14 protein-coding genes are annotated in these 13875 nt (G+C 73.3%); 6 read left to right on the forward strand and 8 right to left on the reverse strand.

The window, feature by feature from the left end:
- The 4 genes from GPJ59_RS23985 to GPJ59_RS24000 all read right to left on the reverse strand — a co-directional run.
- On the reverse strand, window positions 1-854 hold an 854-nt coding region (locus GPJ59_RS23985; RefSeq protein ID WP_219669678.1), incomplete at its 3' end, for a transglutaminaseTgpA domain-containing protein.
- Window positions 851-2224 carry a DUF58 domain-containing protein gene (locus GPJ59_RS23990; RefSeq protein WP_219669682.1) on the reverse strand — a complete coding sequence of 458 codons (1374 nt, stop codon included), beginning with the start codon at window positions 2222-2224 and terminating at the stop codon, window positions 851-853. The genes GPJ59_RS23985 and GPJ59_RS23990, both read right to left, overlap by 4 nt.
- Window positions 2224-3234 (reverse strand): AAA family ATPase, encoded by a 1011-nt coding sequence (locus GPJ59_RS23995; protein WP_219669684.1) that lies wholly within the window; start codon window positions 3232-3234, stop codon window positions 2224-2226. The genes GPJ59_RS23990 and GPJ59_RS23995 overlap by 1 nt, the downstream gene beginning before the upstream one ends.
- Before the next feature lie 138 nt (window positions 3235-3372).
- Window positions 3373-3921 (reverse strand): beta-class carbonic anhydrase, encoded by a 549-nt coding sequence (locus GPJ59_RS24000; protein WP_219669686.1) that lies wholly within the window; start codon window positions 3919-3921, stop codon window positions 3373-3375.
- A gap of 344 nt (window positions 3922-4265) precedes the next feature.
- Between GPJ59_RS24000 and rsmH the strand changes: the two genes are divergently transcribed.
- The 4 genes from rsmH (at window position 4266) to GPJ59_RS24020 (ending at window position 8861) form a co-directional block, all read left to right on the forward strand.
- Window positions 4266-5192 carry a 16S rRNA (cytosine(1402)-N(4))-methyltransferase RsmH gene (rsmH, locus tag GPJ59_RS24005; protein WP_374200893.1) on the forward strand — a complete coding sequence of 309 codons (927 nt, stop codon included), beginning with the start codon at window positions 4266-4268 and terminating at the stop codon, window positions 5190-5192.
- 44 nt (window positions 5193-5236) lie between these two features.
- Window positions 5237-5713 (forward strand): FtsB family cell division protein, encoded by a 477-nt coding sequence (locus tag GPJ59_RS24010; protein WP_374200892.1) that lies wholly within the window; start codon window positions 5237-5239, stop codon window positions 5711-5713.
- Between the two features lie 319 nt (window positions 5714-6032).
- The gene (pknB, locus tag GPJ59_RS24015) at window positions 6033-7964 is read left to right on the forward strand and encodes a Stk1 family PASTA domain-containing Ser/Thr kinase (protein WP_219669692.1); all 1932 of its coding nucleotides are present in this window, start codon (window positions 6033-6035) and stop codon (window positions 7962-7964) included.
- A gap of 6 nt (window positions 7965-7970) precedes the next feature.
- Window positions 7971-8861, forward strand: coding sequence for a deoxyribonuclease IV (locus GPJ59_RS24020; RefSeq protein ID WP_219669694.1), 891 nt, complete (start codon window positions 7971-7973; stop codon window positions 8859-8861).
- 41 nt (window positions 8862-8902) lie between these two features.
- Here GPJ59_RS24020 and GPJ59_RS24025 read toward each other — a convergent pair whose 3' ends face one another.
- Window positions 8903-9535, reverse strand: coding sequence for a sulfite oxidase-like oxidoreductase (locus GPJ59_RS24025; protein WP_219669696.1), 633 nt, complete (start codon window positions 9533-9535; stop codon window positions 8903-8905).
- 159 nt (window positions 9536-9694) lie between these two features.
- Here GPJ59_RS24025 and bfr point away from each other — a divergent pair, with 159 nt between their 5' ends.
- The gene (gene bfr / locus GPJ59_RS24030) at window positions 9695-10171 is read left to right on the forward strand and encodes a bacterioferritin (protein WP_219669698.1); all 477 of its coding nucleotides are present in this window, start codon (window positions 9695-9697) and stop codon (window positions 10169-10171) included.
- Between the two features lie 77 nt (window positions 10172-10248).
- Here bfr and GPJ59_RS24035 read toward each other — a convergent pair whose 3' ends face one another.
- The 3 genes from GPJ59_RS24035 to GPJ59_RS24045 all read right to left on the reverse strand — a co-directional run bounded on the left by GPJ59_RS24035 (window position 10249) and on the right by GPJ59_RS24045 (window position 12485).
- Window positions 10249-10515 carry a (2Fe-2S)-binding protein gene (locus GPJ59_RS24035; RefSeq protein WP_219669708.1) on the reverse strand — a complete coding sequence of 89 codons (267 nt, stop codon included), beginning with the start codon at window positions 10513-10515 and terminating at the stop codon, window positions 10249-10251.
- 182 nt (window positions 10516-10697) lie between these two features.
- The gene (locus GPJ59_RS24040) at window positions 10698-12053 is read right to left on the reverse strand and encodes a class II 3-deoxy-7-phosphoheptulonate synthase (protein ID WP_219669699.1); all 1356 of its coding nucleotides are present in this window, start codon (window positions 12051-12053) and stop codon (window positions 10698-10700) included.
- A 66-nt stretch (window positions 12054-12119) separates the two neighbouring features.
- Window positions 12120-12485 carry a hypothetical protein gene (locus tag GPJ59_RS24045; protein WP_219669700.1) on the reverse strand — a complete coding sequence of 122 codons (366 nt, stop codon included), beginning with the start codon at window positions 12483-12485 and terminating at the stop codon, window positions 12120-12122.
- A 221-nt stretch (window positions 12486-12706) separates the two neighbouring features.
- Here GPJ59_RS24045 and GPJ59_RS24050 point away from each other — a divergent pair.
- The coding region (locus GPJ59_RS24050) for a chorismate-binding protein (RefSeq protein ID WP_219669701.1) at window positions 12707-13875 on the forward strand (1169 nt) is incomplete at its 3' end.

The raw sequence follows: 13875 nt of genomic DNA on the forward strand, positions 1-13875 counted from the left end.
GGCCGGTCCCGCCGGCCGGTATCTCGGTGAAGGAAGTGTTCAGCAACACCGGGTACGGGTTCTGTACGGAGCCGGTCACGGCGTCCGCCGGAAGAGTGCTGGGGATGAACTCCGGGCCCGGGCCGAGGCGGGGAGCGGTCACCGGATGCGTACGCGAACCCCCGGGCCGGGGGCGGGCGTTGGCGGGGTGGGGGGCCGCCGGGCGCGAGCGGCCCGCCGCGGGCCGCGGAGCCCCCGGCGGCCGGGCGCGCTCCGCCGCCGAAGACCCGGCCCCACTGCGTCAGCCGGTCCCGGCCCTCGGCCAGGAGCAGCAGCAGATAGCCGCAGCCCGCCAGCAGGAACCACAGCCAGGACGCCGACCCGCTCGCCGACAGCCCGGCCGCCACGGAGTACAGCGCCAGCAGCGGCAGTCCCGCCGCGGCGGCGGTCCGGAAGGTCACCGCCAGCAGGTCCACCAGCAGCCCGACCACCAGCACGCCGCAGACCAGCAGCAGCCGGATCCCGGGCGTCAGCGGAGCCGGTATCGCGAACTCGGCCACGTCCCGCGCGCCCTGCTGGAACAGCCCGCCGAAGTCGTTCACCAGGTACGACAGCACTCCGCCCTCGGCGGACTGCTCGCCCTCCCCGAGGAACAGCAGCGCGAGGAGCAGCAGCGACAGCAGCACCTGCACCGCCACCGTCAGCGACCGGGCCAGCGGCACCCGCCGCGCCGCGGCGCCCACCCCGCTCTGCACCGCCAGCAGCACCGCCGCCTGGAGCAGCCAGGTCGCCGGCCGCACCAGCGGCAGCAGCGACGCCGACGTCAGGAGCGTCGCCAGCAGCGCGAAGATCGTCAGTCTCGCCCGGCCGCTCATGCCCAACCCCCGGAAGTACCCGTACCCGTGCCGCGCCCGCCGTCGGACCCGGCCGCCCCGCCGGCCGCCAGCCGCCAGAGCTCGCCGAAGCCGGTGCCGGGGCGCGCGTCCAGTGCCGTCCAGCCCGCGTCGGCCAGCCGGCGCAGCCGCTCGGCCTGCGGCAGGGCGGCCGGGTGCGCCGGCTCCAGGCCCGTCCAGGCCTCGGAGTCCAGGACGAAGGCCACCGCGCCGCCGTTCCTCGGGCGCAGCTTCGCCGCGAGCTCCGTCTGCGCCTCGTCCAGATCGCCGAGGAAGGCGATCAGCAGTCCCTCGCCCCGGTCGGCGCGCAGCGCGTCGAGGGCCCGGGACAGGCCCGCACCGTCGGAGTGCCCCACCACCGCGAGGGTGTCCATCATCAGGCCGGCCGCCTCGGCGGCCTCCTGGCCGCCCGCGGAGAAGCCGCCCGAGCCCTCGCCGGCCGTCGTGCTCCCGGTGTCCGTCAGCAGCCGCACGGCGAAACCGCGCTCCAGCAGGTGCACCAGGACCGACGCGGCCGCCGAGACCGCCCACTCGAAGGCGGAGTCGGGCCCGGCGCCCTCGTACGCGGTCCGCCGGGTGTCCAGCAGTACGGTCGCCCGGCTGCGCTGGGGCTGCTCCTCCCGGCGCACCATGAGCTCGCCGTAGCGGGCGGTGGAGCGCCAGTGCACCCGGCGCAGGTCGTCGCCGTGGCGGTACTCGCGCGGGATCACGTCGTCGTCGCCGGCCAGCGCCAGCGAGCGCTGGTTGCCCTCGCCGTAGCCGGAGGACTCGCCGGCCAGCCGGACCGGCGGCAGCGGCTCGGTCCGCGGGACGACCGTCAGGGTGTCGTAGGTGCTGAACGACCGGGTCAGCTCGACCAGCCCGAAGGGGTCGCTCAGCCGCAGCTGGAGCGGGCCCAGCGGGTAGCGCCCGCGCAGGTCGGAGCGGACCCGGTAGGACACCTCGCGGCGGCCGCCCGGCTCCACCCGGTCCAGCACGAAACGGGGCCGCGGCCCGAGCACGTACGGCACCCGGTCCTGGAGCATCAGCAGCCCGGTGGGCATGCGGGAGACGTTGTCCAGCCGCAGCTGCACGCGCGCCTCACCGCCCGCCGGCACCCGCAGCGGGCTCAGCCGGCGGCTCCCGGAGACCCGGTAGCGGGTGCGATGCAGGGCGTAGACGCAGATCAGCGGCAGGACGGCGAGCAGCAGGCCGACCCGCAGCAGGTCGTCCTGGCCCAGGACGTACGCGCACACGGCGGCGGCCACGCCCGCGGCCAGGAAGGACCGGCCGCGCGTGGTGAGCCCGGCCAGGGCCGCGCGCAGCCCGCGGCCGCCCTCGCCTCCGGCACCGCCAGGGGCACCGGCCGCCATCAGTACCCCCGTACGCCCGCGCCGGGCGGCTGCTCACCGGGTGCGTGCGCGCTGGGGACCGGGGTGCGCTGGAGGATCTCGCCCACGACCTGCTCGGCGGTGCGCCGGGCCAGCTGGGCCTGCGCGGTCGGCAGCAGCCGGTGCGCGAGCACCGGGGCGGCCAGCGCCTGTACGTCGTCGGGCAGTACGTAGTCCCGCCCGGACAGCGCCGCGGACGCCTTCACGGCGCGCAGCAGGTGCAGCGTGGCCCGCGGGGAGGCGCCCAGGCGCAGGTCGGGGTGGTGGCGGGTGGCCGCGACCAGGTCCACGACGTAGCGGCGGACGGGCTCGGCGACGTACACCTCGCGCACCGCCTCGATCAGCTTGACGACGTCGTGGGCGTGCGCGACGGGCTGGAGGTCGTCGAGGGGGGAGAGGCCGCCGTGCACGTCGAGCATCTGCAGCTCGGCCTCGGCGCTGGGGTAGCCGACGGAGACCCGGACCATGAAGCGGTCGCGCTGGGCCTCCGGCAGCGGGTAGGTGCCCTCCATCTCCACCGGGTTCTGGGTGGCGACGACCATGAAGGGCGAGGGCAGCTCGTAGGTGGCGCCGTCGACGGTGACCTGGCGCTCCTCCATGGACTCCAGCAGCGCGGACTGGGTCTTGGGGGAGGCCCGGTTGATCTCGTCGCCGATCACGATCTGGGCGAAGATCGCGCCCGGCTTGAACTCGAACTCGCGGCGCTGCTGGTCGTAGACGCTGACGCCGGTGATGTCCGAGGGCAGCAGGTCCGGGGTGAACTGGATGCGCTGCACCGAGCAGTCGATGGACCGCGCCAGCGTCTTGGCGAGCATCGTCTTGCCGACCCCGGGGACGTCCTCGATCAGCAGGTGCCCCTCCGCGAGCAGCACGGTCAGCGCGAGCCGTACGACCTCGGGCTTGCCCTCGATCACGCTCTCCACCGAACGGCGGACGCGGTCCGCCGTCGTGGTCAGATCCGCGAGGCTCGCACGGTCGTCATAGGTCGTCACCAGGTTCTCCTCGGCCCTTTCCCGGGCCGACGCCCATGGCGCATGACCGGCCCACCCCTGACATACGGGGACACCGGCCGGGAGGGTTTCCCGGCGGTGTCACCCCGCATTCTTGACGGCGTCACGGCCCCGTGTCACTCACGAGGCCGGATCGATCTCCCGCAGGAGCCCGGTGTGCACGTCGAAGACGAAGCCTCGCACATCGTCCTTGTGCGGCAGGAAGGGGTTCGTCCGGACCCGCTGCATGGACTGGCGGACGTCCTGGTCGACGTCCCGGAAGGCCTCCACGGCCCAGGCGGGGCGCTGGCCCACCTCGTCCTCCAGCTCGTGCCGGAAGTCCTCGGTCAGGCTCTCCAGACCGCACCCGGTGTGGTGGATGAGGATCACGCTGCGGGTGCCCAGCGCCCGCTGGCTGATGGTGAGCGAGCGGATGGTGTCGTCGGTGACCACGCCGCCGGCGTTGCGGATCGTGTGGCAGTCGCCGAGCTCCAGGCCCAGGGCGGCGTGCAGGTCGAGGCGGGCGTCCATGCAGGCCACCACGGCGACCTGGAGCACCGGCCGGGCGTCCATGCCCGGGTCGGTGAAGCGCGCGGCGTAGTCGAGGTTGGCCTCCACCAGCCGGTCGGTGACGGAGCCGCCGGCGGCCCGGGAGGAGGGGTCGGCGGGAAGGTGTGCGGAGGTCGTCATGACTACGACGGTAGTGCTCACCGGTGGGACGGGCAGGGCGTGAGGAGGGACAAAGAACATCAACGCGCCTTGTTGTGAGCTAACCCACAAGGGTGGGGCGGGGGCCGCCGACCGGGTGATTCGCGGCATTCGCCGGTTCGACGGGGGCGGGGCACACCGGGCGCGGGCCGGTTCCCCCCGCGCGGCGGCCCGTCGACTAAAGTGACGCGAACCGGCCCGGGCCCCGGTCGCCACCGGCCGCCCGGCCCCTTCCGGTCCTGACCCCCGCGTGCGCGGCGCGTGCGCGCGGCGCGCCATCAGCTTGAGAGGGCGCTGTGAGTAGCGAGTCCCGACATGTCCCGGTGATGCTCCAGCGGTGCCTGGACCTGTTGGCCCCGGCACTTCAGGAACCCGGCGCCGTCGTCGTCGACTGCACCCTCGGGCTCGGCGGCCACAGCGAGGCCATGCTCCGGCGCTTCCCGCAGGTCCGGCTGATCGGCCTGGACCGCGACAAGGAGGCCCTGCGCCTGTCCGGCGAGCGGCTGGCGCCCTACGGGGACCGCGCCACCCTCGTCCACGCCGTCTACGACGAGCTGCCCGAGGTCCTGGACCGGTTGGGCATCCCCACCGTCCAGGGCATCCTCTTCGACCTCGGCGTCTCCTCCATGCAGCTGGACGAGGCCGACCGCGGCTTCGCGTACGCGCAGGACGCCCCGCTGGACATGCGCATGGACCAGACGGTCGGGACGAGCGCCGCCGAGGTCCTCAACACCTACCCGCCGGGCGAGCTGGTGCGGATCCTGCGCGCGTACGGCGAGGAGAAGCAGGCCAAGCGGATCGTCGCCGCGATCGTCCGCGAGCGCGAGAAGGAGCCGTTCAGCCGCAGCGCCCGCCTGGTCGAGGTGATCCGCGACGCCCTGCCGCAGGCCGCCAAGCGCACCGGCGGCAACCCGGCCAAGCGCACCTTCCAGGCGCTGCGCATCGAGGTCAACGGGGAGCTGTCGGTCCTGGAGCGCGCCATCCCGGCCGCCGTGGAGCGGATCGCGGTCGGCGGGCGGATCGCCGTCCTGTCGTACCACTCGCTGGAGGACCGCCTGGTCAAGCAGGTGTTCGCGGCCGGCGCCGCGAACACCGCCCCGCCCGGGCTGCCGGTGGTCCCGGAGAAGTACCAGCCCAAGCTCAAGCTCCTGACCCGGGGCGCCGAACTTCCGACCGAGGAAGAGATCGCCGAGAACCGCCGCGCGGCCCCGGCCCGCTTCCGCGGCGTCGAGCGCATCCGCGAGGCGAACTAACGGAACCCGGCCGCCGTCACGGCGCCGGAACGCGAGGAGGTCAGGTGAGCAGAGGGGCGGCCACGCTCACACGTATGCGCCTGGGGCGGACCCGGACGGTCCGCCCCGCCGGGAAGGGCGGCGGGCAGGCCGCCCGCACCCCCTTCGTCCTGCTGGTCGTGGCGCTGCTGGCCGGCGGCCTGATCAGCCTTCTGCTGCTGAACTCGGCCCTCAACGAGGGCTCCTTCCAGCTGTCGCGGCTGAAGAAGGAGACCACCGCCCTCACCGACGAGCAGCAGGCCCTTCAGCGCGACGTGGACGCGCACTCGGCGCCGGACGCGCTGGAGCGGCGGGCGCGCGAGCTCGGTCTGGTCCCGGGCGGCAGCCCGGTCTTCCTCGGACCCGAGGGCAAGGTCAGCGGCACCGCCGCGGCGGCCGAGGCGCCGCCCCCGCCGTCACCGGCCCCGGCCCCGTCCGCGGCCCCGTCCGCGGCCTCGCCGATCCCTGCACCACCGCAGCCCACTCCGACCCCCGGACGGTGACGACGTGACCCACCCGGCTCCCTGCCGTCCCGCTGCGCGGGGCCTTTTCCCCACCCCGCCCCTTCCCGAACTGGGGCTCCGCCCCAGACCCCGCGCCTCAAACGCCGGCGGGGCTGGGATTTGCTGCGCAAATCCAGCCCGCGCGGCGTTTGAGCGCACGGGCGCGAAGCGCACGTAAGGGGGTCTGGGGGCGCAGCCCCCAGTTTCGGGAAGGGGCGGGGTGGGGAAAGGCCCCGCGCAGCGGTTGGGCTCGTCACAGTCGCGCTGCAAGCGGACCGCGCCCAGCCATGGCTTCGGCAGCCGCTCGTAGAATCGCCGGGTGGATACGACCCTGGAAGACCCGCTCGTCGGGCGCGTGATCGACGGCCGCTACCGGATCGACGCCCGGATCGCGGTCGGCGGCATGGCCACGGTCTACCGGGCCGTGGACACCCGCCTGGACCGCGTGCTCGCCCTGAAGGTCATGCACCCGGCGCTGGCCGCCGACGCCGGCTTCGTCGACCGGTTCATCCGGGAGGCCAAGTCCGTCGCCCGCCTCGCCCACCCCAACGTGGTGGCCGTCTTCGACCAGGGCACCGACGGGCCGTACGTCTACCTCGCCATGGAGTACGTCTCCGGCTGCACCCTGCGCGACGTGCTGCGCGAGCGCGGCGCGCTCCAGCCGCGGGCCGCGCTCGACGTCCTGGAGTCCGTCCTGGCCGCCCTCGGCGCGGCCCACCGGGCCGGCTTCGTGCACCGGGACATGAAGCCCGAGAACGTCCTGATCGGCGACGACGGCCGGGTCAAGGTCGCCGACTTCGGCCTGGTCCGCAGCGTGGACACGGTCACCAGCACCACCGGGGCCGTCCTGGGCACCGTCTCCTACCTCGCCCCCGAGCAGATCGAGAACGGCGTCACCGACACCCGCGTCGACGTGTACGCCTGCGGCGTCGTGCTCTACGAGATGCTGACCGGCGCCAAGCCGCACACCGGCGACAGTCCCGCCCAGGTGCTCTACCAGCACCTGCACGAGGACGTCCCGCCCCCGTCGGCCGCCGTGCCCGGCCTGCCCGCCGCTCTGGACCGGCTGGTCGCCGAGGCCACGGCGCGCCGCCCCGAGCTGCGGCCCTACGACGCGGTCGCCCTGCTGGCGCTGGCCCGCGAGGCCCGGGCCGGGATCGGCGACGCCGAGCTGGACGCCGTACCGCCGCAGGCGCGGGCCGAGGAGCGGTCCTCCGCCGAGGACCGCACCAGTGTGGTCCCCCGGCCGGTGGCCGCGCTGCGGGACGTGCAGGTGGAGCACACCTCGCTGCTGGAGCGGCCGCCGGTGGAGGCGGCGCCGCCGGAGCGGCCGCGGATGCGCACCGGGCTGATGGGCGGGGGCCGGCCCCGCGGGCTGTACCTGGCCCTGGCCGGGGTGCTGCTGGTCCTCGGGCTGGGCACGGGCGTCTGGTACATCAGCGCCGGCCAGTTCACCCAGGTGCCGAACCTGCTCGGGAAGACCGAGGCGCAGGCCCGCAGCCAGCTGTCGGCGGCCGGGCTCGGGGTGAAGCGGGTGGAGAAGCGGTTCAGCGACACCGTGGAGCGCGGGACCGTGATCGAGACCGACCCGGGCGGCGGCAAGCGGATCCGCGGGAACGGTTCGGTGGTGCTCACCGTCTCGCGCGGGCCCGAGGTCGTCACCGTCCCGTCCGTGGAGAACCTGCCGCTGGAGCAGGCCCGGCAGGAGCTGAAGAAGGCCGGCCTGGAGCCGGGCATGGTCACCCAGGCCTTCAGCCAGGACGTCGCGCAGGGCGCGGTGATCAGCACCGACCCGAAGCCGGGCACCCGCAAGGCGCCCGACACGGCCGTCGCGCTGGTGGTCAGCAAGGGCCGGCCGGTGCCGGTGCCGAGCGTCCTCGGCAAGCCGGTGGACCAGGCCAGGGCCCAGCTGGAGAACGCCGGCCTCAAGGTCGAGGTGGCCGCCGAGCAGGTCAACTCCCCCGAGCGCGCGGGGACGGTCGCGGGCCAGTCCGTGACCGCCGGCCTCCAGGCCGCCGCGGGCGACACGGTGACCCTGACCGTCTCCAAGGGCCCCCGGCTGCTGCCCGTGCCGAACGTCACCGGCAAGGACCTGGACGACGCCCGCCGCACCCTGGAGGCCGCGGGCTTCAAGGTCAAGGTCGACCGGCCGTTCCTGTCGTTCAGCAACACCGTGGACGGCCAGTCGGTCCCGGGCGGCCAGAGCGCGCCCGAGGGCAGCACGATCACCATCCGGACCAAGGGGTTGTAGGAGAAGGTGGCAGACGAGAGCGGGCGGGACGCGGGGCGCCGGCGCAACCCGGTCGGCGGGCACGTGCCCGTCGCGGGCGGACTGGCCAAGGTCGGCCTGGCGTACGCGCGCGAGATGGGCGCCGAGGCGGTGCAGGTCTTCGTGGCCAATCCGCGCGGCTGGGCGACCCCGGCGGGCAGTCCGGCGCAGGACGAGCTGTTCCGCGCGGCCTGCGCGGCCGAGGGCGTCCCGGCGTACGTGCACGCGCCGTACCTGATCAACTTCGGCTCGCACACGGCGGCGACGGTGGAGCGGTCGGTCGAGTCGCTGCGCCACTCGCTGCGGCGCGGCCGGGAGATCGGCGCGCTCGGGGTCGTGGTGCACACCGGCTCGGCGACCGGCGGGCGGCCCCGTGAGGCGGCGCTGGCCCAGGTGCGGGAGCACATGCTGCCGCTGCTGGACGAGCTGGTCCACGACGACGACCCGTTCCTGCTGCTGGAGTCGACGGCCGGGCAGGGTTCCTCGCTGTGCTCGCGGACCTGGGACTTCGGGCCCTACTTCGAGGCGCTCGACGCCCACCCGAAGCTCGGGATCTGCCTGGACACGTGCCACGTCTTCGCGGCCGGGCACGACCTGGCCGCACCCGGCGGGGCCAAGGAGACGCTGGACCTGCTGGTGGACACGGTCGGCGAGGGCCGGCTGAAGCTGGTCCACGCCAACGACTCCCAGGCGGAGACGGGCGCCCGCAGGGACCGGCACGCGAACATCGGCCGGGGCCACATCGGGCGCGAGGCGTTCGCCGAGCTGTTCACGCACCCCGCCATGGACGGCGTACCGCTGGTCATCGAGACGCCCGGCGGCAAGGAGGGGCACGCGGCGGACGTGGCGCTGCTCAAGGAGCTGCGCGAGATCCCCTGATCCCGGTTGTCCGCCGATCCCGGTTACCCCTTTCGGGGGGATCAGATCTCCGGACCGTCCCCCGGCTCCTCCTGGTACGAGTAGCGCTGCTCGCGCCAGGGGTCGCCGATGTTGTGGTAGCCGCGCTCCTCCCAGAAGCCGCGGCGGTCGGCGGTCATGTACTCCACGCCGCGGACCCACTTGGGACCCTTCCACGCGTACAGGTGCGGGACGACCAGGCGCAGCGGGAAGCCGTGCTCGGCGGTGAGGGGTTCACCGCCCTGGTGGGTGGCGAAGACGGTGCGCTCGGAGGCGAAGTCCGCCAGCCGCATGTTGGAGCTGAAGCCGTACTCGGCCCACACCATCACGTGCGTGACCTGCGGCGCGGGCGGGGCCAGCGCCAGCACGGTCCGGGCGAGCACGCCGCCCCATTCGGCCCCCAGCATGCTGAACTTCGTCACGCAGTGCAGATCGGCGGTCACCGAGGTGAACGGCAGGGCGGAGAATTCCTCGTGGTTCCAGCAGTGCTTCTCGCCGTCGGCGGTGGCGCCGAAGACCCGGAACTCCCAGCGGTCCGGCTTGAACTTGGGCACGGGACCGTAGTGGGTGACCGGCCAGCCGCGCTGCAACCGCTGCCCCGGGGGAAGCTCCAGCTGTTCTGCTCCCGGAGATTCCCGGCTTTCCGGCTGACCCATGACTCCATGGTGACAGACGGCCAGGGGTGGTCATGACCAGGTGACCCCCACAACCGGGCAACTCCTACTAAGGAGGCACTTACTGGACGCCCCTTGGTCACGGTGCGAGGATGCGCGCACCGTATCCGAACGGTTACCTGCCTGGAAGGAGCCTGCGCGATGCAGGGCGACCCCGAGGTCCTCGAGTTTCTGAACGAACAGCTCACCGGCGAGCTCACGGCGATCAACCAGTACTGGCTGCACTACCGCATCCAGGACAACAAGGGCTGGACGAAGCTCGCCAAGTACACGCGTGAAGAGTCCATCGACGAGATGAAGCACGCGGACAAGCTGACCGAGCGCATCCTCATGCTCGACGGCCTGCCGAACTACCAGCGCCTCTTCCACGTCCGCGTCGGTCAGACGCTCACGGAGATGTTCCAGGCGGACCGGCAGGTCGAGGTCGAGGCGATCGACCGCCTCAAGCGCGGGATCGAGGTCATGCGCGGCAAGGGCGACATCACCTCGGCGCGGCTCTTCGAGGAGATCCTGGAGGACGAGGAGCACCACATCGACTACCTCGACACCCAGCTGGAGCTGATCGAGACCCTGGGCGAGCCGCTGTACATCGCGCAGCTCGTCGAGCAGCCGAGCTGACCCGGGGCCGGCCTTCCGGGCCGACGGTACGGCTGCCGGCGGTACGGCCACCGGCGATCCGGCTGCCGGCGCTGCGGCTAGGCCGCGACGACCTCGGAGAGCTCCGCGGCCTTGTCGAGCTCGGCGGCGGGGGCCAGGACGGTGGCGGCCGTCCTGCCCTTCTCCAGCAGCTCGCGGCGCGGGCACGCGCCACGGCCCAGGAGGCCCTGGATGGTCCGTACGCAGGAGCCGCAGTCGGTGCCGGCCTTGGTGGCCGAGGCGATCTGGCGCGGGGTGCAGGCACCGGCGGCCGCGTGCTCGGCGACCTGCTTGTCGGTGATGCCGAAGCAGGAGCAGACGTACACGCGGTTCACCTCCCGAGCGGGATCGTGCGGGCGAGCCATCCCCGGCATTCGGTGAGGCTTACCTAACCCTAACCGCACCGGGGGTTTTCCGGAAAGCCTTCGGAACGACGATGGGGCCCGGATCACATCGATCCGGGCCCCGTCGTCGTAGGAACCTCTAGCGGCCGCTACCGGCCGTCACATCACTGGTCGCGGTACATCTCCGCCACCAGGAAGGCCAGGTCCAGCGACTGGCTGCGGTTGAGCCGCGGGTCGCAGGCCGTCTCGTAGCGCTGGTGCAGGTCGTCGACGAAGATCTCGTCGCCGCCGCCCACGCACTCGGTGACGTCGTCACCGGTGAGCTCGACGTGGATGCCGCCCGGGTGCGTACCCAGCGCCTTGTGGACCTCGAAGAAGCCCTTGACCTCGTCCAGGACGTCGTCGAAGCGGCGCGTCTTGTGGCCGGAGGCCGCCTCGAAGGTGTTGCCGTGCATCGGGTCGGTGACCCAGGCGACGGTCGCACCGGACGCGGTGACCTTCTCGACCAGGTCCGGCAGCTTGTCGCGGACCTTGTCGGCGCCCATGCGCACGACGAAGGTCAGCCGGCCCGGCTCGCGCTCGGGGTCGAGGCGGTCGATGTACGTCAGTGCCTCGTCCACCGTGGTGGTCGGGCCGAGCTTGATGCCGACCGGGTTGGCGATCTGCGAGCAGAACTCGATGTGCGCGTGGTCCAGCTGGCGGGTGCGCTCACCGATCCAGACCATGTGGCCGGAGGTGTCGTACAGCTTGCCGGTACGCGAGTCCGTGCGGGTCAGGGCGCCCTCGTAGGCGAGGAGCAGCGCCTCGTGGGAGGCGTAGAACTCCACCGCCTTGAACTCGGCCGGGTCGGTGCCACAGGCCTTCATGAAGTTCAGGGCGTTGTCGATCTCCCGCGCGAGCTGCTCGTAGCGCTGCCCGGACGGCGAGGACTTCACGAAGTCCTGGTTCCAGGCGTGCACCTGGCGCAGGTCGGCGTAGCCACCGGTGGTGAAGGCGCGCACCAGGTTCAGCGTGGAGGCGGACGCGTGGTACATCCGCTTGAGCCGCTCCGGGTCCGGGACCCGGGCCTCCTCGGTGAAGGCGAAGCCGTTGACGGAGTCGCCGCGGTAGGTGGGCAGCGTGACCCCGTCGCGGGTCTCGGTGTCCTTCGAGCGGGGCTTGGAGTACTGCCCGGCGATGCGCCCGACCTTGACCACCGGCACGGAGGCCGCGTAGGTCAGGACGGCCGACATCTGCAGCAGCGTCTTGAGCTTGGCCCGGATGTGGTCGGCCGACACGGCGTCGAAGGCCTCGGCGCAGTCGCCGCCCTGGAGCAGGAACGCCTCGCCCTTGGCGACGGCTCCCAGCCGGGCGCGCAGCTGGTCGCACTCGCCGGCGAAGACGAGCGGCGGATACGACTCGAGGTCCGCGACGACATCGCGCAGAGCCTCGGCATCGGGGTACACAGGCTGCTGCGCCGCGGGAAGGTCTCGCCAGGTCGCCTTGGCGGCGAGGGCTTGGGTTTCTGCGTTCACGGTCACGTCGTAAACATTACGGCGTCCACCGCTTTGTCCGGCCCGCCGCTCACTACGTGAGACAGATGTCTCTCAGGGCGTACCGAAAGCGCCGGTCAGCGCGGTGGCCAGGACCAGCGCGAGTGCGGGCGGCACGAACATCTGTGCCCGTACGGCGCCGCGCGCCCGCAGCAGGGCGGCCGCGGCCAGCGCCGCCAGTCCCGCGGCGACGACGGCCCGGACCGGGTCGTTGTCCAGGGACACACTGCGGTCCGTGGCCAGCTCCCCGGCCGCGAGCCCGGCGACGGCGGCTGCGGCCACCGGCCAGGACCACACCAGGCGCAGGGCGCGGCGGTCCCGGCGCGGGGTGCGGCGGTAGCGCAGCCCGTACCAGGCGAGCAGTACGAGAACCAGGACGAGCGAGAGGGTGCCGGAGGCGTGCCAGAAAGTGGAACTCATGGTTCGGCTCACCCTACGAGACGGTGCTTCGCCGCAGCAGGGAAGGTCGGCTATGGTCGGCGGCATGTTCGCGCACTCGAACCAGAACTGGTGGTGGCCCGCTCCTTCGGCGGCCCACTGACTGCGCGTACCCGACACCGACGCGAAGGCCGCCCGAGGGGCGGCCTTCGGCGTATGCGCGGGCCGTTCCTCCCCATCCCTGCCGGAAGGACCCCGCTCCCATGATCCTCAGCCGTCTGCTCGACGCCGACTGCCCGCCCTTCGCCCTGCTCAGGCGCCGCACCCCCGGCCGTGACCACGACACCGTCGAGGTGCTGCTCGGCCCCGTCCACGAGGCCGAGCGCCTCGCCGACCTCCCGGTGGGCGACCTGCCCACGCTCGCGCTGGTGCCCTTCCGGCAGATCCGCGAGCGCGGGTTCGACGTCCGCGACGACGGCACCCCGCTGAGCGTGCTGGTCGCCGAGGAGGCGTACGAGCTGCCGCTGGCCGAGGTCCTGGCCGCCCTGCCCGCCCACGACGTCCGCGTGGAGGGCGGCGGCTTCGACGTGTCCGACGCCGACTACGCCCGGACCGTGCAGCGGGTGATCGAGGACGAGATCGGGCGCGGCGAGGGCGCGAACTTCGTCATCCGGCGCACCTACGAGGGCCGCATCCCCGGCTTCGGACGGGCCGACGCGCTCGCGCTCTTCCGCCGGCTGCTCCAGGGCGAGCGGGGCGCGTACTGGACGTACGTCGTCCACACCGGCGGGCGCACGTTGGTGGGCGCCAGCCCGGAGGTGCACGTGCGGATGTCGGGAGGCACCGTCGTGATGAACCCGATCAGCGGCACCTACCGCTACCCGGCCGGCGGCCCGAGCCCCGAGTCGCTGCTCGCCTTCCTCGGCGACCGCAAGGAGACCGAGGAGCTCTCCATGGTCGTGGACGAGGAGCTGAAGATGATGTGCACGGTCGGCGACCGGGGCGGGGTGGTGGTCGGCCCGCGCCTGAAGGAGATGTCCCACCTCGCGCACACCGAGTACGAGCTGCGCGGCCGCTCCTCGCTGGACGCGCGCGAGGTGCTGAAGGAGACCATGTTCGCGGCGACCGTGACCGGCTCGCCGGTGCAGAACGCCTGCCGGGTCGTCGAGCGCTACGAGTCCGGCGGCCGCGGCTACTACGCGGGCGCCCTCGCGCTGCTCGGCCGGGACGCGTCCGGGGCGCAGACCCTCGACTCCCCCATCCTGATCCGTACGGCGGACATCGCCCCGGACGGCACCCTGCGCGTGCCGGTCGGCGCCACGCTGGTGCGGCACTCGGACCCGGCGGGCGAGGTCGCCGAGACCCACGCCAAGGCGGCCGGGGTGCTGGCCGCACTCGGGGTGCGCCCGGCGGCGCCGCGGCCGGAAGCACC

The organism is Streptomyces bambusae, assembly GCF_019400985.1.
In the GTDB taxonomy this organism is placed as follows: Bacteria; Actinomycetota; Actinomycetes; order Streptomycetales; family Streptomycetaceae; genus Streptomyces; species Streptomyces bambusae_A.

Coding starts and splice junctions, on each gene's coding strand:
- GPJ59_RS24000 (WP_219669686.1), bottom strand. CDS start 3,921: ATGACGACCTCCGCACACCTTCCCGCCGACCCCTCCTCCCGGGCCGCC.
- GPJ59_RS24025 (WP_219669696.1), bottom strand. CDS start 9,535: ATGGGTCAGCCGGAAAGCCGGGAATCTCCGGGAGCAGAACAGCTGGAG.
- bfr (WP_219669698.1), top strand. CDS start 9,695: ATGCAGGGCGACCCCGAGGTCCTCGAGTTTCTGAACGAACAGCTCACC.
- rsmH (WP_374200893.1), top strand. CDS start 4,266: ATGCTCCAGCGGTGCCTGGACCTGTTGGCCCCGGCACTTCAGGAACCC.
- GPJ59_RS23990 (WP_219669682.1), bottom strand. CDS start 2,224: ATGGCGGCCGGTGCCCCTGGCGGTGCCGGAGGCGAGGGCGGCCGCGGG.
- GPJ59_RS24045 (WP_219669700.1), bottom strand. CDS start 12,485: ATGAGTTCCACTTTCTGGCACGCCTCCGGCACCCTCTCGCTCGTCCTG.